The organism is Paenibacillus sp. S33 (genome assembly GCF_053615415.1).
Genome location: NZ_JBSIEZ010000001.1, coordinates 1,433,597 through 1,455,913, shown reverse-complemented (window position 1 = coordinate 1,455,913; position 22,317 = coordinate 1,433,597). Strand labels below are relative to the sequence as shown.

22 protein-coding genes, 2 tRNA genes and 1 riboswitch are annotated in these 22,317 nt (G+C 47.4%); of the genes, 11 read left to right on the top strand and 13 right to left on the bottom strand.

Annotated features, from left to right (window positions below):
• Positions 1 to 12 precede the first annotated feature (12 nt).
• Positions 13 to 888, top strand: a complete 876-nt coding sequence (locus tag ACWGXJ_RS06785) for a Cof-type HAD-IIB family hydrolase (RefSeq protein ID WP_452566448.1) — start codon at positions 13 to 15, stop codon at positions 886 to 888.
• A gap of 177 nt (positions 889 to 1,065) precedes the next feature.
• Here the strand turns inward: ACWGXJ_RS06785 and ACWGXJ_RS06780 are convergent.
• The 3 genes from ACWGXJ_RS06780 to ACWGXJ_RS06770 form a co-directional block, all read right to left on the bottom strand.
• Positions 1,066 to 1,154: transfer RNA gene (locus ACWGXJ_RS06780), tRNA-Ser, on the bottom strand.
• Between the two features lies 1 nt (position 1,155).
• Positions 1,156 to 1,231: transfer RNA gene (locus ACWGXJ_RS06775), tRNA-Asn, on the bottom strand.
• Between the two features lie 44 nt (positions 1,232 to 1,275).
• Positions 1,276 to 1,800 carry a SprT family protein gene (locus ACWGXJ_RS06770; RefSeq protein ID WP_053324897.1) on the bottom strand — a complete coding sequence of 175 codons (525 nt, stop codon included), beginning with the start codon at positions 1,798 to 1,800 and terminating at the stop codon, positions 1,276 to 1,278.
• A gap of 144 nt (positions 1,801 to 1,944) precedes the next feature.
• Here ACWGXJ_RS06770 and cmpA point away from each other — a divergent pair, with 144 nt between their 5' ends.
• Complete coding sequence (gene cmpA / locus ACWGXJ_RS06765) at positions 1,945 to 2,079, top strand: cortex morphogenetic protein CmpA (protein WP_007429337.1); 135 nt, start codon at positions 1,945 to 1,947, stop codon at positions 2,077 to 2,079.
• Between the two features lie 105 nt (positions 2,080 to 2,184).
• On the opposite strand, the gene ACWGXJ_RS06760 is transcribed toward cmpA, so the two are convergent.
• The 5 genes from ACWGXJ_RS06760 to ACWGXJ_RS06740 form a co-directional block, all read right to left on the bottom strand.
• The gene (locus ACWGXJ_RS06760) at positions 2,185 to 4,407 is read right to left on the bottom strand and encodes a Tex family protein (protein ID WP_322173977.1); all 2,223 of its coding nucleotides are present in this window, start codon (positions 4,405 to 4,407) and stop codon (positions 2,185 to 2,187) included.
• Positions 4,408 to 4,586: 179 nt separating this feature from the next.
• On the bottom strand, positions 4,587 to 4,937 hold the full coding sequence (locus ACWGXJ_RS06755) for a type II toxin-antitoxin system PemK/MazF family toxin (RefSeq protein WP_007429335.1): 351 nt from the start codon (positions 4,935 to 4,937) through the stop codon (positions 4,587 to 4,589).
• Positions 4,938 to 4,943: 6 nt separating this feature from the next.
• Positions 4,944 to 5,225: a CopG family ribbon-helix-helix protein gene (locus ACWGXJ_RS06750; RefSeq protein WP_007429334.1), complete on the bottom strand. Its 282-nt coding sequence runs from the start codon at positions 5,223 to 5,225 to the stop codon at positions 4,944 to 4,946.
• A gap of 293 nt (positions 5,226 to 5,518) precedes the next feature.
• Positions 5,519 to 6,715 carry an alanine racemase gene (gene alr / locus ACWGXJ_RS06745; protein ID WP_452566447.1) on the bottom strand — a complete coding sequence of 399 codons (1,197 nt, stop codon included), beginning with the start codon at positions 6,713 to 6,715 and terminating at the stop codon, positions 5,519 to 5,521.
• Positions 6,716 to 6,984: 269 nt separating this feature from the next.
• A complete protein-coding gene (locus ACWGXJ_RS06740; RefSeq protein WP_452566446.1) occupies positions 6,985 to 8,262 on the bottom strand; it encodes a DUF4367 domain-containing protein in 1,278 nt (425 codons plus the stop codon).
• A gap of 288 nt (positions 8,263 to 8,550) precedes the next feature.
• Here ACWGXJ_RS06740 and ACWGXJ_RS06735 point away from each other — a divergent pair, with 288 nt between their 5' ends.
• The 3 genes from ACWGXJ_RS06735 to ACWGXJ_RS06725 are packed head-to-tail and all read left to right on the top strand — an operon-like array spanning position 8,551 to position 9,799.
• On the top strand, positions 8,551 to 9,075 hold the full coding sequence (locus ACWGXJ_RS06735; RefSeq protein WP_452566445.1) for a hypothetical protein: 525 nt from the start codon (positions 8,551 to 8,553) through the stop codon (positions 9,073 to 9,075).
• A gap of 12 nt (positions 9,076 to 9,087) precedes the next feature.
• Positions 9,088 to 9,366: a helix-turn-helix transcriptional regulator gene (locus tag ACWGXJ_RS06730; protein ID WP_452566444.1), complete on the top strand. Its 279-nt coding sequence runs from the start codon at positions 9,088 to 9,090 to the stop codon at positions 9,364 to 9,366.
• A 7-nt stretch (positions 9,367 to 9,373) separates the two neighbouring features.
• On the top strand, positions 9,374 to 9,799 hold the full coding sequence (locus ACWGXJ_RS06725) for an ABC transporter substrate-binding protein (RefSeq protein ID WP_452566443.1): 426 nt from the start codon (positions 9,374 to 9,376) through the stop codon (positions 9,797 to 9,799).
• A gap of 24 nt (positions 9,800 to 9,823) precedes the next feature.
• Here the strand turns inward: ACWGXJ_RS06725 and ACWGXJ_RS06720 are convergent, their stop codons facing one another.
• The 3 genes from ACWGXJ_RS06720 to ACWGXJ_RS06710 form a co-directional block, all read right to left on the bottom strand.
• Positions 9,824 to 11,455 (bottom strand): formate--tetrahydrofolate ligase, encoded by a 1,632-nt coding sequence (locus tag ACWGXJ_RS06720; RefSeq protein WP_452566442.1) that lies wholly within the window; start codon positions 11,453 to 11,455, stop codon positions 9,824 to 9,826.
• Positions 11,456 to 11,667: 212 nt separating this feature from the next.
• Positions 11,668 to 11,976: a hypothetical protein gene (locus tag ACWGXJ_RS06715; protein WP_013309242.1), complete on the bottom strand. Its 309-nt coding sequence runs from the start codon at positions 11,974 to 11,976 to the stop codon at positions 11,668 to 11,670.
• Between the two features lie 98 nt (positions 11,977 to 12,074).
• Positions 12,075 to 12,578, bottom strand: a complete 504-nt coding sequence (locus ACWGXJ_RS06710) for a DUF6933 domain-containing protein (protein ID WP_452566441.1) — start codon at positions 12,576 to 12,578, stop codon at positions 12,075 to 12,077.
• 268 nt (positions 12,579 to 12,846) lie between these two features.
• Between ACWGXJ_RS06710 and ACWGXJ_RS06705 the strand changes: the two genes are divergently transcribed.
• The 6 genes from ACWGXJ_RS06705 to ACWGXJ_RS06680 all read left to right on the top strand — a co-directional run bounded on the left by ACWGXJ_RS06705 (position 12,847) and on the right by ACWGXJ_RS06680 (position 19,898).
• Complete coding sequence (locus tag ACWGXJ_RS06705) at positions 12,847 to 13,554, top strand: response regulator transcription factor (RefSeq protein WP_069291369.1); 708 nt, start codon at positions 12,847 to 12,849, stop codon at positions 13,552 to 13,554.
• A gap of 1 nt (position 13,555) precedes the next feature.
• Positions 13,556 to 14,500, top strand: coding sequence for a sensor histidine kinase (locus ACWGXJ_RS06700; RefSeq protein ID WP_452566440.1), 945 nt, complete (start codon positions 13,556 to 13,558; stop codon positions 14,498 to 14,500).
• 127 nt (positions 14,501 to 14,627) lie between these two features.
• Positions 14,628 to 15,551, top strand: a complete 924-nt coding sequence (locus ACWGXJ_RS06695; protein ID WP_452566439.1) for an ABC transporter ATP-binding protein — start codon at positions 14,628 to 14,630, stop codon at positions 15,549 to 15,551.
• Positions 15,544 to 16,239: an ABC transporter permease gene (locus ACWGXJ_RS06690; RefSeq protein WP_452566438.1), complete on the top strand. Its 696-nt coding sequence runs from the start codon at positions 15,544 to 15,546 to the stop codon at positions 16,237 to 16,239. The genes ACWGXJ_RS06695 and ACWGXJ_RS06690 overlap by 8 nt, the downstream gene beginning before the upstream one ends.
• 122 nt (positions 16,240 to 16,361) lie before the next feature.
• Positions 16,362 to 16,506, top strand: a riboswitch (FMN riboswitch).
• A 172-nt stretch (positions 16,507 to 16,678) separates the two neighbouring features.
• Positions 16,679 to 17,626 (top strand): DMT family transporter, encoded by a 948-nt coding sequence (locus ACWGXJ_RS06685; protein ID WP_076292438.1) that lies wholly within the window; start codon positions 16,679 to 16,681, stop codon positions 17,624 to 17,626.
• A 241-nt stretch (positions 17,627 to 17,867) separates the two neighbouring features.
• Positions 17,868 to 19,898 carry a methyl-accepting chemotaxis protein gene (locus tag ACWGXJ_RS06680; RefSeq protein WP_452566437.1) on the top strand — a complete coding sequence of 677 codons (2,031 nt, stop codon included), beginning with the start codon at positions 17,868 to 17,870 and terminating at the stop codon, positions 19,896 to 19,898.
• Positions 19,899 to 20,043: 145 nt separating this feature from the next.
• Here ACWGXJ_RS06680 and ACWGXJ_RS06675 read toward each other — a convergent pair whose 3' ends face one another.
• A complete protein-coding gene (locus ACWGXJ_RS06675; protein WP_452567876.1) occupies positions 20,044 to 21,525 on the bottom strand; it encodes a carboxylesterase/lipase family protein in 1,482 nt (493 codons plus the stop codon).
• A gap of 153 nt (positions 21,526 to 21,678) precedes the next feature.
• The gene (locus tag ACWGXJ_RS06670; RefSeq protein WP_028543060.1) at positions 21,679 to 22,242 is read right to left on the bottom strand and encodes a GbsR/MarR family transcriptional regulator; all 564 of its coding nucleotides are present in this window, start codon (positions 22,240 to 22,242) and stop codon (positions 21,679 to 21,681) included.
• Between the last annotated feature and the right edge of the window lie 75 nt (positions 22,243 to 22,317).

The window sequence follows — 22,317 nt, the reverse complement described above, 5'->3', positions numbered from 1 at the left end:
AGCTGGAGAGAAATGAAACTGTTTGCGATTGATATGGATGGAACACTGCTGAACGAGGAAGGAAAAATAAGCAAAGTGAACGCGGAGGCTATACGCCAAGCACAGCAGCAAGGCGTTCAGGTGACAATTGCCACTGGTAGAGCCGCTTATGACGCCTGGACGAAGCTAGAGGAAGCAGAGCTTATAACTCCAGTCATTGGAGCAAACGGTGCAACCGTACACGATGTGCATCGTCGTCAGTTAACCTCTACTCCTATGGGCCGCAGTGAAACGTTTGAAGTGCTGAGCTGGCTGCATGACAACGACTTTTACTATGAGGTCATGACAGACCGCGCTATTTATTCTCCACAAAACGGACATCAGCTGCTTGCTGTTGAAATGGACCGCTTGCTGAGCTCCAACCCGGATATTTCGCTGGATACTTTATTACATGCAGCTGAAAAACAATATGAACAGACCGGACATACCCGCATCGCTTCATATGAGGACATTCCACTGGATGTAGAGATTTATAACGTGCTCTGTTTCTCCTTTGATCAAGCCAAATTAGAGCGGGGTCGTGAGCGTTACCGAGGTTTTCAGGGCCTGAACATGGTCATCTCTTCAGACCGTAACTTTGAAGTCGAGCATAGGGATGCGTCTAAAGGTAATGCATTGCGTTATCTAGCGAATCATCTGAGCATTCCCATGCAGGAAGCCGTAGCGATTGGGGACAGCTACAATGATATCTCCATGCTGACAATGGCAGGAACAGGCATTGCCATGGGCAATGCAAAAGACGACATCAAGGCTGTCTGCTCCCAAGTGACTCTGACTAATGCGGAAGATGGCGTCGCTCATGCTCTGTTGAACATACTCAAGACAGTCGAGGCTGACACCGTGAAATAGACGTCATTGGCTGTGTACAAGACAGGCTAACGCCGCTTCAAGCTGTACGCAGCACGTCCCCTCTCCATTTAAACGATTTCAGTCTACCGTTATTCTCAAAGCAGATATAGACGAAAAGGACGCTCGCAAGCATCATTACAATGCATACGAGCGTCCTTTTTCTACTTAAAATACCAACGGAGAGAGAGGGATTCGAACCCTCGCACCGCTTTCGCAGCCTAACCCCTTAGCAGAGGGTCCCCTTATAGCCACTTGGGTACCTCTCCATGGCTCCCCGAACAGGACTCGAACCTGTGACAACTCGATTAACAGTCGAGTGCTCTACCAACTGAGCTATCAGGGAACATTACTGTAAATTATCTTACAGTATGGTTAATTTACCATGATTCAGGGGGTGCCGTCAAGTGCCAACAGGCGAAGCTTCCCTCCACATTTCCCACAGCGATACCGCTGAGGATTCATCTTACGCTTGCGCATATACTCCTGTTTACAGGAAACGCATACTAGCTTGTAACGATAAGGCTGAGGCTTACGTTCCGTTCTTCCCGGCAGAGTCTGACAATGCCTGCTTCCTCCTACACGGGCCAGCCATGCTTTGAAGTCAGCATCTCGATGCTGATAGCCCATCCCGCGCAAATGCAAATGATAATGGCACAGCTCATGCTTAATAATTTTCTCCACCTCAGAACGTCCGTAAGCTGCGAGTTGATGTGGATTAATTTCAATATGATGACTTTTCATGAAATACCTACCACCTGTGGAAGACAAGCGCGCATTAAAGGTGGCTTGATGTCGAAACGGCACGCCGAAGCTCTCCAGCGAAATGCGCTCTACCCATTCTTGAAGCTCTTCATTACTCATAGAACGGCTCATTGAATGGTTCATTGAATTGCTCAGGGACTTGGACTCCATCCTAACGGTCTCTCCTCCTTTGCTCCTTACTGACAAGCATATTATAAAATAACGACCGAAGTCTAACCCCCAATTCATAAGCACACTTTAGGTACCCACCCCATATGCTAAACATACAGATGTAACGCAGAGGAGGAGATCGGCTTGCCTCAATGGCTCAGCAACCAGCTCATGCGGGCCTTTTACAAAAAGGACCGGCGCCAAATTAAACTGTTGAACGATTGTTGGTTTTTTTATCATAAAGCACCTGGCGTGGAGTTCGATGCCAACAACGGGTAAAAGCTAAAGGTATCCAAAAATGAAAGCCGGAATCTCCGATACAGTTCGGAGCTTCCGGCTTTTGTTATACCTTCACAAGAAGGTTGTACAGCTTTATTTAAAGTATTATGCCTGCGATTGCGCCTCTGCAGGAGGTTTCATCGTCAGACCAACCCTGCCTTTTTTCAAATCAACATTCAACACCCACACCGTTACGTTATCACCGACAGATACGACATCCATCGGATGCTTTACGAAGCCACTGCGCAGCTGTGAAATATGAACCAACCCGTCACTTTTAATACCAATATCGACAAACGCGCCGAAATCAATGACATTGCGGACGGTTCCCTGAAGCTCCATACCCGGTGCCAGATCCTCGATCTTCAGCACATCCTTGCGGAATACCGGCAACGGCAGCTCGTCACGTGGGTCACGGCCCGGACGCTGGAGGCTGTCCAGAATATCCTTCAGTGTCGGCACGCCGACTTCCAGCTTGGCGGCCAGTTCGTCAATGTTGGACACACTCAGTGCTTCCATTGCAGTCTTAGTACCCAGATCGTGAGCGCTGATGTTCAGTTCCGCCAACAGGCGGTCTACGACAGCATACGATTCAGGGTGAATCGGTGTGCGGTCCAGTGGATTTTCTCCACCCGGTATACGGATAAATCCTACAGATTGCTCGTAGGTTTTTGCACCAAGACGCGGCACCTTCTGCAACTGACGACGGTTGCTGAATTTTCCGTTTTCCTCACGGTACTTAACGATGTTTTTGGCAATCGTCGCGTTGATCCCTGCTACATAGGATAACAGCGCAGAGGAAGCCGTGTTCACATCCACACCGACATGGTTAACGGCTGATTCGACAACGTCCTTTAAGCTTTCATCCAGATGTTTCTGCGACACATCATGCTGGTATTGGCCTACACCAATAGCCTTCGGCTCAATTTTGACCAACTCAGCCAGCGGGTCCTGCACACGACGTGCGATGGAAGCCGCACTGCGCTCGGCCACGTCCAAATCGGGAAATTCCTCCTGTGCCAGCTTGGAGGCAGAATATACGCTCGCGCCCGCCTCATTGACGATCAGATACGCTAGACTGCTGTCACCAATGTCCGCGATGACTTCCGCTACGAATTGCTCTGTCTCGCGCGAAGCAGTTCCGTTACCAATGACAATCAATTCGATACCGTATTGGGCAATCAGCTGCTTGAACTTTTCAGCAGCCTCGCGCTTCTTGTTGTTCGGCGGTGTCGGATACGTCACTGCCACTTCCAGCAGCTTGCCTGTGTCATCGACAACCGCCAGCTTACAGCCTGTCCGATAGGCCGGATCGACACCGAGCACACGTCGGCCCTTGATCGGAGCCTGTAGCAACAGACTCCGCAAGTTGCCTGCAAAGATGGAGATGGCCTGCTGCTCGCCCTTCTCCGTCATTTCAGCGCGCACTTCACGCTCGATAGACGGCGCAATAAGTCTTTTGTACGCATCCTCGATGACACTGCGGAGCAGATCTTGCACGACTGATGATCCTTTAATCACTTGACCTGCCACGTAATTGTAGATGGAATCTGGCACTACCTCCAGACCAACCTTAAGAATGCCTTCCCGCTCTCCGCGATTAATCGCCAGAATACGGTGAGGTGGCATTTTCTTAGCAAGTTCACGATAGCTATAGTAGTTCTCATACACGGATTCTTGCTCCGCATCCTTCGCTTCGGAGGTCAACATACCATGGTCCAGCGTATATCGACGTACCCATTGGCGAATAGCCGCATCATCCGCTATATTTTCAGCTAAAATATCTAAGGCTCCTTGGATGGCCGCCTCGGCGCTGTCCACTCCCAGTTCCGCATTTACATAAGACTCGGCTTCTTTCAGAGCATCGCCCTGCTTCGGCTGGCTCCAGATCCAGATGGAGAGCGGCTCCAGTCCCCGTTCCTTTGCTACACTGGCGCGGGTTTTGCGCTTTTGCCGATACGGACGGTATAGATCCTCCACTTCCTGAAGTTTAACCGCAGAGGTGATAGCAGCCTGCAGGTCTTCCGTCAGCTTGCCCTGCTCATCAATAATGCGGATGACCTCTACCTTACGATCCTCCAGATTACGCAAATACACCACACGATCTTCAATTTCACGTAGCTGATTTTCATCCAGCTCTCCTGTCATTTCCTTACGATAACGCGCGATAAAAGGAATTGTATTCCCTTCATCCAACAAACTGATCGTTGTCCGGATTTGCTTGAGTGCCAGCGACAGCTCTCTCGCCACTTGTTTGACAATCCGCTCTTGGCGTTCTGCTTCGTTCGGCTCCTGCCGGATTTCCGTCTTCGTTTCCTCGTTAGACAAACCTATCCCTTCTTCCTCACAGCTCTTGTCTTACACCATGTCTTTCATTATCACAAAAAATGATTCAAAGCGCCAGCAGGTGACGTTAAAGCAAGCCCTACCTGCATTTTTCATCGGACAAACAAAAGGACAGCGCCCAAGCGCTGCCCTTTTCCCGTTTCACTCGTCGTTCCATCACGCTAAAAATCAATCAAACCGAGACTGATTTGTAGCGAATCGCTCACTTTGCGCATGGTTTCTTCATCTAAATGGGTGATTTTGTCGGTAAGCCTTTGCTTGTCGATCGTCCGAATTTGCTCCAGAAGAACAACAGAATCACGATCAAAGCCATGCGTCGCCGCGTCGATTTCCACGTGTGTAGGCAGCTTTGCCTTCTGAATCTGGGCGGTGATGGCTGCTACGATCACAGTAGGACTAAACCGGTTGCCGATATCATTTTGAATGATCAGCACAGGTCTGACGCCACCTTGCTCGGAACCGACTACGGGTGAAAGGTCTGCAAAAAAAACGTCGCCGCGCTTTACGATCAATATGGATTACACCCCGCTAACTGTACGGCCCAAGGTGCTGTTTGCATCTTCCTCCGCGTGAAAGGCTTCGGATGCCATGGTTAAGTTAATTTTAGCCATTTCCATGTATCCACGCTGCATAGCTTCACGAATGTAACGTTTTTTACGTTCGCCTACATACAGCTTCATGGCCTGCCTGATAAATTCACTGCGGTTGGAATTTTCCATAGCTACGATCCCGTCCACTTCCTGCAAGAGATGATCTGGCAAACTGATCATTATTCTTTTGGTGTTCTGCAAATTGGCCAACTTCTCTTCCACCCCCAAAACCTTGTCGCCATTGTACCATTATAACGTTATTCCCGGTAATTTATTCAAACGGAATACAAGAGAATGTATATGATATTCGTATATCATCTATGCTGCATTCCATTATAAACTACGCAGTTCGTTTTCGTACAGGCGTTTGATCCCCGAAATACAAGTGTCAGCGGAGCCTGATGCGTCTTTTGACAGTTATAGCGCTCTTTTCTTTCTTTTGTACATATTTCGGGACGTTCTGCGAAAACTCCTGCTTTTATTCGGTAATTTGCGTTATGAAATTAATTCCAGCGGGTTGGAAGAAGCGAGTTCACTCGAACAACAGGAACATGACCTCGTGTGTATACACGCGGTACCCTGTCTGCGATCATGCAGATCACCTCATAGTGGATCGTACCAAGCTTGGATGCCAGCTCATCCGCCGCGATAGTTTCGCCGGACTGCTGGCCGATGAGAACAACCTCTTCGCCGGTTTGGATTTCTTCCGCATCTTCTGCGAAAGATTGTAAGGATACCATACACTGGTCCATGCAAATCGTACCGAGTACCGGGACGCGGCGACCGCGTATCAACACTTCGATCTTCCCACTCAGCATGCGGGAGTATCCATCCGCATAGCCGATTGGCAGTGTACCGATCCGTTCTTCACTGGAGGTTACATACCGGGTGCCATAGCTAACTCCCCAGCCGGGAGGAAGCGTCTTGGTATAAACCACCGCCGTCTTCAAAGACAATACAGGCAGCAGCTCAATAGCTTGCCGGTTAACCTCATCAGACGGGTACAGACCGTATATACTGATACCAATCCGCACCAAATTGGGGGAAAGAGAAGGGGTATCAATGGTGGCGGCGCTGTTGCCCGTATGTATAATGGGAATGGTGATACCTTGTTCCCTTAGCGCTTCCGCCACGCCCCGAAACCGATCATATTGTAGCAGTGTATAGCTTTTGTCTTCTTCATCCGCGCGGGCAAAATGGGTGTACATGCCTTCCAGCAGCACTTGCTCTAATTCGTTAGCCTGCCGAACAAAAGCCATAGCCTCTTCTCCAGGCAGCAAACCCAGTCTTCCCATGCCGCTGTCTATTTTGATGTGCACCTTCAACTTGCGTTCGTTTCCTTGGCGGTCCAGTCTGCGGATACCCTCCAGCACTTCCTCACTGAACACTGTCAATGAGATATCATGCTCCCAAGCCGTTTGTACAGCTTCCGGTGAGGTATAACCGAGTACTAGAATTGGTAGCTGAACCCCCGCATGACGAAGCTCCAACGCTTCATCCAGAAAAGCGACGCTCAAATAATCCGCACCAAGGCGTTCCAATTCCTTTGAAATTTCCACGGCACCGTGTCCGTAGGCATTAGCCTTGACACAGACCAGTATCAGCTTATCCGCTGGCAATGCCTTGCGAAAAGCTTCATAGTTGGCGCCAAGGTGATCCAGGTTGATTTCGGCCCGGGTCGATCTGTATTGTGCTTGCAAATCCAGTCACCTTCTTCAATTGTTAGCCTGTAACATAACCTTTTACCATTCGGAGTGTGGCAAAGTTCTTGCTTCCAAAGGTTAATGGTAATGTTCAAAAACGTGGCTGTCAATGGCAGGGGGACTTTGCCAGCCTCCTCTACCATATCTACAATAGAACAGGATATACAAGCGATGCACATCTTAGACTGCGAATGAATAAAAAGACGGATACGGGCGGCAGCAGAGCATTTTTACACTCTAGACCGTCTGCATCCGTCTATAAAGTTTTATTTACCCGATTGATCCTGTATAGAAGCGGCAATTTGTATCATTTCGCTCACAGGCAGGTCAGCACTGGTGATTCTGAACTCGATTCCGTCATTCATCCAGGTCATCGTCTGCTGTTCGCTTCCGGTCAGAACGGCAAAGCTTCCTCCAATATCAACCAGTTCGCCTGCGGCTAGTGCGACTGCCCGATCTTTTGGACGCGCCTCCACAATGGTATAATTATACGTTCCACTATACCGCAGCATAACGGCATGTGTACCATTATCCTCCAGCTCCGGCGTATCCTTGATCTGTACTCCGGCTGGCGTGTAGGATGGTTCGATCAAGCCGAACTCACCCATCACAGCTTCTGCCGCATCTGTTCCCGCTGACGTTCCGTTTGCGGCATCCGATGTGCCCGGGGTTTGTTGCTGCGCATCTGCGTTGGCTGCTGCGTCCGGTTTGGACGTATCATTTGTGGCAGTACCGTCCACGTTCGCTTCCCCTGACGGCTGCTGGACTGCATCCCCTGCTGTTCCCTGCTCTTGTCCGGGTTCGCCAGACGTCACGCCAGTCGTCCCATCTATCGCACCGGAAGGATCAAGCTGACCGCTGGGCTCCACTGCTCCAGAAGATGGCGCCCCTTCGCTACCCGTACTCGTCTTACCTGAAGCCATGTTCCGCTCCATATCAAAAGAGTCTTTGTCAAACTTCGTATCAAAAGCAAATTGATCGAATTTCAGATCAACAACTACCTTGGCATTCGCATCAGACACCTGTACCTGAGTGGGTGCATAGTCATTTTTGGACAGCCATATCTTTTGTCTCACCAGCGCATGGCTGTTGTAATTCGCTGCCACATCAAACACATAGGATTTATCGTCGGTAGCCAACTGACGGGAGGCATCGCCGATAATGCTGCGAACCAACGTTTCATATAAATATACTTGACCCTGATTGTTTGGCCAGTCGCTTTTGAAACGGAAGCTTTTGTTCAGGCTGGGTGTCAGTACAAATACACCCTCATCATTACGAAGCACAATTTGCGTAACATCCTTTTTCTCGTTCGTCATGGCAATTCGGTAATAGGACGGCTTGCGGTAGGAAATATCCACCTTGTATTCCTGCGGCGTGTCGCCGGTATGCAGCGTCATCAAAGCTGTACCGTGGTAGCTGTTCAGGTCGCTCACCACGTCACTCAAATCTTTAACCACATCGTCCGCGCTCTTCTTGCCGCACCCGGCCAGCAGCAGCGTTACACACATGACCATGGCAAGCATCCATGAAATCCGGCGCATGTCATCAACCCCTTCAGCACATGTTTTAAATGAATTAGTACATGTCTATGAAGGACTTGTTCGATTTATGCAGACTGGCATGACAAGCTTGCGCGTATCCTTGCGTAATACTATAGAATCTTTTGGAGACTGATAATAAATTCATACAGGAAATAAAAAGAACCTCCCCCGTTCAGTTCACTGCTTTTTCATTTTAAAGAAATTGCGTTGATTGGTGAGCCTACCGATGAATTATTATCACGTCCCAATTCATATCACTGTCTGCTTATGTTCATCGGTGGGACAGGTATGGTGGACATTGGCTCAGAGCAGTATCTATTCCATACAGGTCATGGATATTGGCTAGCTCCAGGTGAATCCTATCAAATCGCTCCCCTGAATGGAACTGTGCCCGAATACTACAAAATCACGTTTGAGGTCATCGCTTTGCCGTCAGAACCACAAGCGGACATGGCCTTGGGTGAACACGCAGTACGTATGCCATCCCTATATCATGGACCTGTCCTGCCGAGACCGCGCGAATGCATCGTCTCCTCTTCTTCCTCCAAACTTATTCAGTTGACTGAAGAGCTATTTCATAGTACCCAACAAACGATACAGCCGCATACCCAGATATCTGTATTACGGCAGCAAATTATGTTTCAAGAGTTGCTCTTGCTGTGGCAGGAAGACCACACCCATATTGATCAAAATACTACCTCTAATCCAGCATTGCCAGCATCGGTAGAAGGCACTCTCTCATATATGGAAAACAACTATGAAAAGCCCATTACCGTCAAGCAGCTTGCCGAGCAGGCAAACGTCTCAATATAGCAATACTCCCAAATGTTTCGTAAAATCACAGGCAAAAAGCCGCTGCATTACCTCACTGAGCTGCGCTTGAATCATGCCAAGCGACTGCTGCTGGATTGCAAATGGCCTTTACGTGAAATTGCCCGTCAGGTTGGTTTCTCTGACGAATATTATTTTAATCGGCGGTTTAGGCAAATGACCGGGATTCCCCCGGGCAAGTACGCGCTTTCTGTCTCCGGTTCTGTGCGCGTCAAGGATTGGACGGGTCACCATATTCATATTCCGCGCCGAGCAAGCCGCATCAGCCCGTAATCTGGCAATGTGGCAGCAGCTCGGTACGCAAATCACAGCCGGAGAAACAGCCTCCGTCTTCATCTTCGATCATGGTGATCGACTCTTTGTCATGGGTATGTCTGGATTCTCGTCGGCCCTCTACCACCCACAGGGCTTTCGGCCCGTTGAGCCGATCCAAAAGTTGCTCGACGAGGGACATGGCTTCGCGGAAATAGATCTGAACGAATTGCCTGATTACGCCGGGGACCGCATTTTTATGCTTGTCCCGACAGCCCCAGAATCCAAACGTACGCTGGAACGCATGATCAGCAGCCCTCTCTGGCGCAGCCTTCCTGCTGTACGTCAAGGTCGGGTATATTTCGTAGAAGCTGACCGATGGAACTGGAGCGATGCCATGACCCGGCAAAAACTGCTTACTGCACTGCCCAAACTGCTCGTCACTTCAACCTGATAAGCTGCCATTTTTCTAAAGATACTACATTAGACCATGAATTCTTCCATCTGCCTCCAGCGACATATGCTCAGCTGCTGGGGATTTGGGTAATCCTGGCATCGTCATAGTATTGCCTGTTTCCACGACCACAAAGCCTGCCCCTGCGGACAAAGAAACGCTGGACACGTGAATGGTAAAGCCCTCCGGTGCACCTAGCAGAGAAGGTTGATCTGAGAAAGAATACGGTGTTTTGGCCATGCATACAGGCAGTTGTCCAAAACCAAGCTGCTCCATACCGGCCAACGCCCGTTTGGCCGCAGGAGTGTAAGCTACCCCTGCCGCACCATAAAGCTCCTTCGCAATGACACTAATTTTCGCTTGCAAATCAAGTGTATGCTCATACAATGGTGCAAAATGGGCTTTGTCCTCCTGGAGCAGGTTTAGGAGGCTTTGAGCCAGCTTTTCTCCACCTTGGCTTCCCTGTGCCCACACCTGTGACAGCTCTACGGGTACGCCCAGCTTGCGGCATTCCGAGAAAATCAGTTCCAACTCGGCTTCGCTATCTGTTACAAAATGGTTGACCGCTACCAGTACTGGCACGCCAAACTTTTGCAAATTCCGAACATGCCGATTCATGTTGACTAATCCAAGTTGCAATCGCTCCAGATTTTCTGCGTCCAGCTCATTTTTAGCTACACCGCCGTTATATTTCAGCGCTTTGGCGGTTACGACCAACAGAGCCGCATCTGGCTGCAAACCGGATTGACGGCACTTGATGTCAAAAAACTTTTCCGCGCCCAGCTCGGCCCCGAATCCAGCCTCCGTGACGACCACCTCTCCCAGCTTCAGGGCCAGCTTCGTACCGATCAAACTACTGCATCCATGCGCAATATTTGCAAAAGGTCCACCATGCACAATAACTGGAGTTCCCTCCAACGTTTGCACCAGATTGGGTTTCAATGCTTCCCGAAGCAGCACAGCCATACCTTCCACCGCATGGAGTTCCTCAGCTGTTACCGTTTCGCCATCTTCGTTATAACCAATCACCATCCGACCCAATCGCACTTTAAGATCGTCCATATCTTCACTTAAACATAATACCGCCATCACTTCTGAAGCCGAGGTGATCAGAAAACCACTTTCTCTCACCGCCCCATTACCTGCCCCCAATCCGGTCACAATATTTCGTAAACTCCGGTCGTTCATATCAACAGCGCGTTTCCACACGATCCGCTCCGGTTTCAACCGCAAAGCATTTCCATGAAACAAATGGTTATCGATCATCGCTGCCAGCAAATTATGCGCTGCCGAAATCGCGTGAATATCACCTGTAAAATGTAGGTTAATGTCTTCTGCCGGAACAATCTGGGCTTGTCCTCCCCCGGTTGCTCCTCCTTTCATGCCGAAGCAAGGGCCAAGGGACGGCTCACGCAACGCAGCAACGGTTTTATGCCCCAGCGCATTCAGCGCCTGTGACAGCCCGATGGTTGTCAGCGTTTTTCCTTCTCCCGCCGGCGTGGGATTCATTGCCGTAACCAGCACCAGCTTTCCATTCGGGCGATCCTTTAACTGCTCCCACAGGGACGGATTCAGCTTCGCTTTATATTTTCCATACGTCTCCAGATGTTCTTCTTCAATTCCTGCTTCCTTGGCTACATCAATAATCCTCTTCATCTTTCGTTATGTACCCCCTGTTTTATAAGTCTGACCGATGGTGTCAAACCCTGTATCGTTTTATTTTACCAAAGTGTGCCGCTTATTGCGCTATGATTCATTTCATCGCAAGCGTTGCTATCATGTGAGTTATAAAAAAAGAGCATTCCCCGCCCGCATGGACTTTGGTGGATGCTCTTTTGATACGTCTCGTTTAACAAACAGCTCTCAATTTAACCTGCAAAGTTAGCAGCGTAATTTTCAGCAATAAATCCCTTAGAAATCAGGATAGCTTGGGATTTCTTAGTAGCAGGGCCATAGCCTTGGGACAACAAATCATTAATATGTAAGCGGTTATATATGAAGCAAAATACAAAGTTGGATGCCCCACTCGTAAGGATCGACACCAGAAAAATAATAACAGCCCACTTCCAATCCCCTCTAAACAACGCAGGAAAAAAACCAAAAAAGAGCGTAGTCCATGAAAAACCTACTTTGCGTTCCTTAATCATTCCAGTTTTATTTCTCAATTTAATCTTCATTTACCCCTTACCTCTCTTTATATAGTCTTTTAGAACTATATTAGATTATATAGGACAGAGGGAATAAATGGAACTCATTTCGTAAAATCATAAAATTCTCAAATACTCTCTAGTTTATAATGCTTTTCTAGCATTTCTTTAAAAACATCAACAGGGTACTTGTATTCGACTGTTTTGAAAACAATCCGGTTATTCCACTGGTTTTTTTCCAGCTCGCACCCATGCTCCATATCCAGTTCCTTCATGATAAAAATAATCTCATCTAAGGTTCTCATTACACTATGACTATTCGTCGTAGTAGCCAGCATCTGCTTGCCTTCCTGTATGTAGGCCTTTACGATCTGTTCATCAAAGCCTTCGCTGATCATAAATTCCTTCAAGGCTTGCATAAAAAGAGCTGGCAAGCTTTTGTACTGCGATTTTTTAATCCCAAAAAGCGTGATGCTTAAGCGGGATATATCATGCATAAACACTATATTTTTTCTTCGATTAAGTAAAAACATGCTGGCATGCCAACTATTCAAAGGCGGATAAATATCAACTTGAAGTGGTTCAGTCTCCCATTCCTTCAGCAGTTTTTGTGTTCCTCGTATGACAAACATCGTTGCTCTCCTTTATTGACGGTCCTGTACCGCAGCGTAATTCGACATACCTAATCTCTCATATGAGGCATGTCCCAGATATCATAACACCGTATTCCAAACATCGGATTATAAACTCTTTCAGTATAATATAGCGGAATCATAGATTACCAGACACATTAATTTTCTCTTTGGATATTTTTTATGGAAATCCCCTCCACTGCTCTATATAATTCAGGTACAGTTCGTCACGCGAGCTTAATCTAAAAATTAGGGGTGTTCCACACCTATGTCACAACATATTTTACTAATTGAAGACGATCTATCCATTGCCGAAATGCTACTCAAAGCACTCAGCAAGGAAGGTTACAATTTAACTACCGCCTATGACGGGGAAGAAGGGCTTCTTGCCTTTGAACGTCATACCTATGATCTGGTACTCGTGGATTTGATGATGCCGAAGGTGGACGGTATGGAGGTGATTCGACGAATTCGCACCCATAGCGCTGTCCCGATTCTGATTATGTCAGCCAAGGACAGCGACGTGGATAAAGCGCTTGGACTGGGCTTTGGGGCAGACGATTATGTTGCCAAACCTTTTTCAATGCTCGAAATGACGGCTCGTATTCAGTCCGCGATCCGCAGATCTACTACATATGCCCGTCAGCAACAACAGGAGGAACAGCCGCAAGCACAAGTTTTGACCTACGGCAGTCTGCGCATTGATTTTGATCATTTTACAGTCATACGCAATGAAAATGAAATTCAGCTAACAGCCAAAGAGTCCGATATTTTGAAGCTATTTGTAGCCAATCCGAACCGGGTATTTACAAAAGCCCAATTATACGGATTTATTTGGAAGGACGATTATATGGGCGACGAGAACGTGATTAACGTCCATATTCGCCGCCTGCGTGAGAAAATCGAAGAAGATCCCTCTCATCCTGTCCACATTAAAACGCTATGGGGCATTGGCTACAAATGGGAGAATGGCTGATATGAACATCGAAAACATTTCTGAATGGATTGTCGGCCTCATCATGTCAGTCGTTATAGTATGGCTTTGGCGGGAGCGTATGGCCTATAAGCGCAAAATAAAGGATATCCGAACCCTACTAGAGCGGATTGTGACGGTGAATCATGCGGAAAAGCTGCTATATGTCACAGGTGACGTTGAACTGCAACGACTCATGACGGAAATTAACCGACTGCTGGACTTGAATCTCAGAGTGTCTGCAGATTACAACCGTAGCCAAATCGCCATGCGCAAAATGATTTCGAACATTTCCCACGATCTCAAGACCCCGCTTACGGTTGTGCTTGGATATGCCGAGATGCTGGATGGCGATCCGACTATTTTGCCAGAAGAACGTATAAAGCTGCTATCCAAAATTCATCAAAAGACAAGCGAAGCGATTGAGCTGATCGGCAGCTTTTTTAGCTTGGCGAAGCTGGAGGCTAATGATACGGATATTCCACTGACTCGACTGGAAGTGGGAGAACTGTGCAGACGCAGCATTTTGGAATTTTATGACCTGCTGACCGCACAGGGATTTACTGTGCATATTGAGATCCCGGAGCACCCCATTCATGCCTTGGGGAACGAAGGAGCGATTGGGCGGGTGCTGAACAATCTGATCTCGAATGCCATTCGTTATGGGGCAGATGGACGGACGCTGGGTCTGGCTCTATTGGAACAGCAGGATACAGTGCGTATAGAGGTATGGGATCGTGGCAAAGGCATACAGGAAGCTGAGCAAGATAAAGTTTTTGAACGTATGTACACACTGGAGGACTCCCGTAATAAGGCGGTACAAGGCAGCGGATTGGGCCTTACGATTGCCAAACGCCTGGTTGAAACGATGAACGGAGAAATTCAATTGACTAGTAGACCTTATGAGCGGACAGTCTTCTCTTTTACATTGAAGAAAATCAACTATTAATCGAACTCAGCATTTTGCATAATTCGATTTGTGCTCAACTTAATAAATTTGTAAGAATCACGAAAGAAAAATGAACATTTCGCCCTTTATCCTTGAATTATCAGCAGTATACGAAGGGAGAACACCTATGACTTACGTAATACGTACACATCAGTTGACCAAGGCCCTGAAAGGCAATGAAATTGTAGCGGGAGTCAGTATGAATGTGCGCAAGGGAGAAACCTATGGCTTTCTCGGCCCTAACGGGGCAGGCAAGACAACGATGATGAAAATGATTACAAATTTAATCAAGCCGACTTCGGGTGAAATTGAATTATTCGGTGAGAAATTAACGCCAAAATCGTATCATCTGCTCGGACGGATGGGTTCGATTATTGAATACCCGATTTTTTATGACAGGCTGACGGCACAGCAAAATCTCGAACTTCATTGTGAATACATGGGCTACTATAATAAGCAGGCGGTTCGGGATGCCCTGGAATTAGTGAATTTGCGAAATGCGGATGACAAGCCAGTAAAGGATTTTTCGCTGGGAATGAAGCAACGTCTTGGGATTGCCCGCGCTATTGCAACTAAGCCAGAGCTACTCATTTTGGATGAACCCATTAATGGTCTGGACCCCGTGGGTATCAAGGAAATCCGCCAATTATTCCACATGCTATGCAAGGAATATGGGATGACTCTGCTCGTGTCCAGTCATATTTTAGCGGAAATAGAGCAGATTGCGGATACGGTAGGCGTGATTAATCACGGACGACTGATTGAGGAAGTATCGATGGAGCAGGTGCGGGAAACCAATACGGAATATATCGAATTTACGACCAACGATTGTAAAAAAGCGACCTACGTCCTCTCCCATCATCTGAATCTGAATAATATAAGGGTACTCAATGAACAGAGTATACGTATTTACGATTCAAATGTACCGCAGAAACAAATTACGAAAACGCTCATTTTAAATGATATAGAGGTGGATTCCATTCATCAGAAAAGCAGCACGCTGGAAGACTACTTTTTGCGCCTGTTAAACGGAGGTGATCTCCATGCTTAAATTGATGCAGTTGGAGGTGAAAAAATTTCATCTCGCGGGTTATATCCGATCAGCACTGATTGCCAATGCATGCATTCTTGGGCTGCTCTGTATTATCGCGCTGGACAGTCAAAGTGAAGGAATACCCGAATTCACACAGTACACTCAACTCTTGGATCTAATAGACAATTTTGTGAGAGCAACATTTATTGTATTTTCCTCTGTTTTGCTATGCCGCTTTATCGTCGGAGAATTTAAATCCAAATCGATTACGATCTTGTTTATGTATCCGATTCACCGTCAAAAGCTGATGATCGCCAAGCTCTTGGTTGTGCTGCTGTTTACATTCTTGTCTATTATTATTTCGGAAATAATCATTACGGCTGCTATTCATCTGCTCAACCAGTTTGTCTTGATTGTACCGGATAACCTTACTCTTTCCATACTGGGCCAACAATCAGCACGGACGCTGATCAATGCCGTTGCTACCAGCTTTATGGGATTGGTTCCGCTGTATATGGGGATGCGAAGATACTCTGTACCCACCACCATTGTGACCTCAATCCTGATTGTAGCATTGCTTTTCTCCAATAATAACGGCGCTACACTTAGCTCCATAGCCCCCGTGCAAATTGGCTTCTCTCTACTAGGAATGCTTGTGGCTTATGCGGCGATTCGACGTATTGAGTATAAGGATATTACCTCGTAATATGTAATTTCGTAGAGCGCTTTCAAAAAAAAGATGAAAATCCTTGTTAGATATACACACATTTTTCACTGGACTTCATTCTAAAACAGGTATATCCTATAGGAGAAATTAAAAAACGGAATAAGGATCTTCGGGGTAGGGTGAGATTCCCAACCGGCGGTATGGCTCATGGAGCTAAGCCCGCGACTCTGTATCTGGCAACAGGATACGGACTGATTTGGTGAGATGCCAAAGCCGACGGTAAAGTCCGGATGGAAGAAGATCGAAATATCAACATGCCGCGAAGTGGATGAATACTGCGTTATTAGTTTTGCAGCAACTTCATTTAACTTGCATAAAGCGGCAAGTTTATTTGATCAACCCCCGTCTTGCATGGCCTTTCGCCATGGACGGGGGTTTTTGTGCCACCGGTCCTGTATTCGCAAGGAGCTAATTGAGTATGAGTCAATCTTCTACTGTACTAACATCCAAAGGTTTTGATCGTAGCTCCCACATGAAAAGCGGTTTTTGGCTGGTCGCAATTGGAGCAGCCTTGTGGGGCGCAGACCCGCTGTTTCGTATTATTTTGCTAAAGTCATTTACTTCAACACAAATTGTACTTATGGAGCATGTGCTGCTCTTCCTCGCTCTGACACCGATGCTGTGGAAGCATCGTGAGGAACTCAAAGCGGTACGGCTTCGTCAAGTTTTCGCTATTTTATTCGTCTCGTGGGGCGGCTCGGCTCTGGCCAGCGTGATTTTCACTATGGCACTCAGCAATGGTGATTTGAATGCTGTACTCTTACTCCAGAAGCTTCAACCCTTGGTCGCTATTGTTCTAGCCCGTATTATTTTGAAGGAAATGTTGCCGCGTCATTTTGGATTATTAATTGTCGTCGCTCTGTTCGGGACGTATCTTCTGACCTTCGGTTGGTCGCTCCCCTTCGGACATGTTCGTGATTTTGTTCAGGTTGGTAGTCTGCTTGCACTCGGCGCAGCAGTGCTGTGGGGCGGTTCGACAGTCATGGGAAGTTACTTGCTTCGTTCAATGAAATATGAAACAGTAACCTCCCTCCGCTTCATGGTGGCGCTCCCTCTGCTGATTGTCCTCACCTCTGTAGAGCATGCGCCATGGAATATGCCTGCCGGTACATGGGCGGGCGCAGCTGTGATTATCAATCTGCTATTGCAGGCATTGCTTCCGGGTCTTCTCAGCTTGCTGCTGTATTACAAAGGCTTAAGTACGACCAAAGCGTCTTATGCTACGATGGCAGAACTGAGCTTTCCCATGGTTGGTGTCGTGATTAACTGGATCGCATTTCAGCAAATTGTCACTGTAGCGCAATTGACTGGTTTTATGCTCATCTGGATTACGCTCTTTATGATTTCACGTCAGCAAAAAAATTAACTGTTCAACGTCCCTTTCATGACTCACCCAAGCCAAATCGTGAAGATGCTTTTGCATCTCCGATTTGGCTTTTTTATGTATTCGTATTCATATAAAATATAGTTCTTTAGACCCATCTTTCAGAAAAAGTGTCTAAAACATGTAATTATTCTTCGTTTCTCAAAGATTACATCTATAAAATTAGTCGGTTTCTGTCGAATAAAACAATGTAGTGATCATCAGACACAGAGGAGCAAGGGCTATGACTAAAACAAAACAAACAGTTCCGTGGTGGAACAGGTTTCTCAAGCAGTTTTATTTAATGAGGACAAGATTAATAATATCTTTTTTAGCTGTGTTATTAATTCCGAGCGTACTTATCGGTTACTTTTCTTATCAGGGCGCTACGACGCAACTCAGTCAGCAAATGGGCGGTGCCGTGTACACGAATCTGTATCTGATCCGAAGCAATGTCAATCAGTATGTATCGCCCATTATGAAAGACGTTGACGTGCTATCCACTGAAATCCAATCTGATTCCATTGATTCCAACGAAGAGGCCCTTCAGAAAAAGTTGGATGTCATCGTCAAAGCTCATCCCGAGTTAGATGCTGCGCTCCTCGGCAATGCGGAAGGACAGTACATTCGTACGCCGAAAAAAAAGGAGGCTGATTATGATCCAAGGGAGAGAAAATGGTACAAAAACGCGATGCAGGAAAAGGGTAAAGTAGCCGTTAGTGTTCCAGCTGTCAGCGTCACGACAGGGAATTTAGTGGTTAATGTATCAAAAACGCTGGAGGACGGTCAAGGAGCTGTTGCCCTGGCTTTGAACCTGGACAAAATGAGTGAAAGTCTGCAGTCTGTTAAGATAGGTGAACGCGGAGGACTCATTATTGTTGATTCTGATCATAAAATTGTGGCTGGAGCTGGAACAGCCTTTAAAAATACAGGCAAAAAACCAACAGACATCATGGAGGGACTTCCCGAAGTGGCGAAAACCGCCGAAAATGATACTCCTTCCATATCACAAATTCAATTCATGAATCGGGACGTGCTGGCTTTTACAATCCAGGACCCTCTCACCGGCTGGAACATTATCGCACTGTCGGATCTGGAGGATTACAGTGATGCAGCCCAACCGATTCTGAAGCAAAGCCTGATTGTAATTGTTATTTCCATACTGGCCGCTACGATCATCATTGTGCTTATGGTTCGCTCGTTCCTGATTCCACTCAAGAAGCTGCAAGCAGGAACACGGATCGTCCGTGATGGAAATCTGACCGAACGTGTTAACCTATCCAGCAAGGATGAGTTCGGCGAACTGGCACAGAATTTTGACCAGATGACTCATTCCTTGCATACGATGGTTTCCGAGGTCAATCAAACGTCCTCCCGACTTGCTTCCTCTTCTCTGATGATCAAGGAAAGCACAGAGCAAACGACGGAGTCCGTACAACACGTAGCGGAAACGGTTATGGAATCCGCAGAAAATGCAGCCACCAGCGCCGAGGCATCCGAGCAAACCGCTAATGCCGTTGAAGAAATGGCCAAGGGTGTCAGCACCATTGCCGAATCAGCAAGCTCCATCGTGGATTCAGCAGGACAAACCGAGCATGATGTAGCTCAAGGCAGTCAAATGATCAGCCATGTGCGGACACAAATGGACCGTATTCTGGAAGCTGTAAGCCAAACGGCTAGCCTGATGGATGAGCTATCCCAGCTCTCAGACGATGCGAAGCAGATGAATACAGCTATTGCCGCCATTGCCAAGCAAACCAATTTGTTGTCTCTGAACGCGTCTATTGAAGCTTCCAGAGCTGGCGAAGCCGGGCGTGGATTTGCCGTAGTCGCTATAGAGGTACGCAAGCTGTCTGAGCAATCCAAGGAAAGCGCAGATTCCATCAGTCAGATCATTACTCAGATGCTCGATTTGATTCAACGCTCCACCGCTACCATGAACGGTAATGTTCGTAACCAGGTAGGTGAAGGATTACGTATTAGCCAAGATGCAGAAGGTGCATTTACGAATATTGAACGCTCTACATCTCATATTGTGGAACAAATACAAAGTGTGTCGGCTGCAGCTGAACAAATCTCAGCCAGTACAGAGGAAGTTTCGGCTACTGTAACCCATTTGGCAAGTCTGTCTCGCAATTCGGCGGACAGTTCGCAGACAACATCTGCTGCCGCTCAGGAGCAAATGGCGGCCATGGAGGAAATCGCATCTTCGTCTCAGGAGTTGTCCAACATGGCCCAGGATTTGCAACAGCTGGTTAAGCGATTTAAGATTTAAGTTACACATCGTATCGTTGCAATTTCATGCAAGTAAGAATGAGCGGCAGTACATCTAATGACTAACAAAAGCCTTCGTCCGTATACAAATTACGGGCGAAGGCTTTTTCCATGTAAGTACTTGGGGTGATTTCTCTCTTGCTTACTTATAGGGTCATCTGACCGGTTAACTGACGGCGTCTATCTCCTTCGGGGTCATGCTCCATTTTAATATCCTGATGGAAAATAGCTGTAGTCCGCTCTTCCCTGTCGTACATCGGCCAAGCCTCCTCGGACAGCACAGGCTTCCCATCACGTGCAAAAGCAACCCATGCCTGCTGCATAGCTTGAGCGAGCTTCTGCATCGACGGTTGAATCTCTAATCCAAGCTTACCTAGCAGCTCCAGATTATCGAAAACAAACGCAATTTCGGCACCGTGAACCGCTTGTCCAAAGGTAGGATGTCCCGGCAATGTCCAATCAAAACGATACATCCATACAGGCGCATGCGCCGACTGCGCAACAGCAAGAGCCAATGCAGGACGCCAAAAAAATAGATCAGTCAACATTTGTGCCTGTCCCTCAATCGTAACAGGAAATGGTTCTATCAGGTCGCCGATGTCTGACATGCCCGTCATCATTTCCAATGCCTGACTCGCTGTTGACTTGTTCATTAGATGGGATTCTTTTCGGATGAAATAGGCCCCCTCATGCAAGTTCGTTCCAATCAAAACGGATACCTGCTTTGCTGAACCTTGCGCGATTGCAGACAGCGGTTCATCTGGCAAGGTCACACCGTCCACGACGGGTTGATAGATCATCGCCAGCCCTGGTCCGATGACTTCATGCGTCTTCGCCATAGCTAGCATCAGCGCATCTGTCGGCAGCGTAAACAACCGTTCTGGATGCTGAGTGTCCACACCCAGCTGCTGCAGATACACAGCCGTCACTTGTTCGGCCTGTGAGGTTGGCAATACCTGCGACGCACCGCTCTGCAAAATCGCACGCTGGAACAGTCCCTCAGCGGCTGGCATCGCCAATAAAGCGGCAATACTCATCGCGCCTGCCGATTCACCGAACACCGTTACTTCGTCCGGGTTACCGCCAAAGGCAGAGATGTGATCCCTAACCCATTCCAGCGCAGCGATCTGATCCAGCAGTCCCGCATTAGAGGTCAGGCCATCTCCCTTTGGAGTCAGATGCAAAAATCCTAACGGCCCCAATCGATAATTGATCGTAACAACCACAACATCGCCATTCTTCGCCATGCGTTCCCCGTCATATAAAGGTATAATCCCGGACCCCGTGACAAAGGCACCGCCATGAATCCACACCATCACCGGACGTCCCTTCTCAGGAGCCTTCGAAGCAGGTGTCCAAATGTTCAGGTATAAGCAATCCTCTGACTGCTCAGGCGGTTCCACCAGATTTCCAGTCATACTTTCAGCGGATGGCATAGGTTGCGGACAGATTGGCCCAAAACTCGTCGCAGCCCGTACACCCTCCCAAGACTCCAAAGGCTGGGGCGCGTGAAAACGTAGTTTTCCAACAGGAGGCTGTGCATATGGGATACCTTTCCATACATGATATCCATTCCCCGTTTCCCCACGTAATTGACCTAAACGAGTATGTACTGTAATACTCTCCATCATGAAGCCTCCTTTATTTCGTATCTTCAACACAACGGTATAATATCAATCTTTACATATCTCTATTATACCCTTTGCACACGGCCAAACCAAAAAATACCGGAAGCACTTTTGCGCTCCGGCATTTTTATAAACAAGATAGAGAAATAGCGATTAATCCCGAACTTCTTCTTTGGGAATCAGCTTATAAATTTCTTCGCTTTCCATAGAGTCAATTAGTCGGTCTAGCCACTTGTAATAAGCGACAGCCTGCTTCATTTTCATACGATCTTGCTGAAGAATCGCCTTAAATTCCTCGTACTCTTCACCCTGATTCATCAATCTGTCCAGCTCATCAATGGCTTTGCGCAACACCAGTAAATTTGTTTCTACCGCTTTTCTCCATTTAATAGCGAAGAAGTCAGTGAAGGTTTGATGCCAGTCATATTCGACTTCATACAAGTCTTTGCGTGAGCCCTTGCTCCAAACCTTATTTACCATTTTCAGATCCAGTAATGTTCGAACTCCTGTACTCATGCTCGTTTTGCTCATTTCCATTTCACGGCCCATCTCGTCCAGCGTCATCGGTTTATCCGCAAAGAAAAGCAAACCGTACAAATGCCCCGCAGACAAAGTGATCCCATACAGGTCCATGTTTTTACCTATAGCTTCTATAACACGTTTGCGAATTTTTTGCAGCGAAGCCTGCTGCTCATCACCTAACTGGTACAAGCTCATGCTTGCAACCTCCTAATTTTAGAGCATTTTGCACAACCTAGTATGAACGATTTACCCGTAAAAGATTAGCTTTGA

What these genes read in the sequence shown, in the direction of transcription:
- ACWGXJ_RS06785 (WP_452566448.1), top strand. Translation starts at nt 13, where the DNA reads ATGAAACTGTTTGCGATTGATATGGATGGAACACTGCTGAACGAGGAA.
- ACWGXJ_RS06770 (WP_053324897.1), bottom strand. Translation starts at nt 1,800, where the DNA reads ATGGAGTCCAAGTCCCTGAGCAATTCAATGAACCATTCAATGAGCCGT.
- ACWGXJ_RS06740 (WP_452566446.1), bottom strand. Translation starts at nt 8,262, where the DNA reads ATGCGCCGGATTTCATGGATGCTTGCCATGGTCATGTGTGTAACGCTG.
- ACWGXJ_RS06735 (WP_452566445.1), top strand. Translation starts at nt 8,551, where the DNA reads ATGGTGGACATTGGCTCAGAGCAGTATCTATTCCATACAGGTCATGGA.
- ACWGXJ_RS06730 (WP_452566444.1), top strand. Translation starts at nt 9,088, where the DNA reads ATGTTTCGTAAAATCACAGGCAAAAAGCCGCTGCATTACCTCACTGAG.
- ACWGXJ_RS06725 (WP_452566443.1), top strand. Translation starts at nt 9,374, where the DNA reads ATGTGGCAGCAGCTCGGTACGCAAATCACAGCCGGAGAAACAGCCTCC.
- ACWGXJ_RS06720 (WP_452566442.1), bottom strand. Translation starts at nt 11,455, where the DNA reads ATGAAGAGGATTATTGATGTAGCCAAGGAAGCAGGAATTGAAGAAGAA.
- ACWGXJ_RS06715 (WP_013309242.1), bottom strand. Translation starts at nt 11,976, where the DNA reads ATGAAGATTAAATTGAGAAATAAAACTGGAATGATTAAGGAACGCAAA.
- ACWGXJ_RS06710 (WP_452566441.1), bottom strand. Translation starts at nt 12,578, where the DNA reads ATGTTTGTCATACGAGGAACACAAAAACTGCTGAAGGAATGGGAGACT.
- ACWGXJ_RS06705 (WP_069291369.1), top strand. Translation starts at nt 12,847, where the DNA reads ATGTCACAACATATTTTACTAATTGAAGACGATCTATCCATTGCCGAA.
- ACWGXJ_RS06700 (WP_452566440.1), top strand. Translation starts at nt 13,556, where the DNA reads ATGAACATCGAAAACATTTCTGAATGGATTGTCGGCCTCATCATGTCA.
- ACWGXJ_RS06695 (WP_452566439.1), top strand. Translation starts at nt 14,628, where the DNA reads ATGACTTACGTAATACGTACACATCAGTTGACCAAGGCCCTGAAAGGC.
- ACWGXJ_RS06690 (WP_452566438.1), top strand. Translation starts at nt 15,544, where the DNA reads ATGCTTAAATTGATGCAGTTGGAGGTGAAAAAATTTCATCTCGCGGGT.
- ACWGXJ_RS06685 (WP_076292438.1), top strand. Translation starts at nt 16,679, where the DNA reads ATGAGTCAATCTTCTACTGTACTAACATCCAAAGGTTTTGATCGTAGC.
- ACWGXJ_RS06680 (WP_452566437.1), top strand. Translation starts at nt 17,868, where the DNA reads ATGACTAAAACAAAACAAACAGTTCCGTGGTGGAACAGGTTTCTCAAG.
- ACWGXJ_RS06675 (WP_452567876.1), bottom strand. Translation starts at nt 21,525, where the DNA reads ATGGAGAGTATTACAGTACATACTCGTTTAGGTCAATTACGTGGGGAA.
- ACWGXJ_RS06670 (WP_028543060.1), bottom strand. Translation starts at nt 22,242, where the DNA reads ATGAGCTTGTACCAGTTAGGTGATGAGCAGCAGGCTTCGCTGCAAAAA.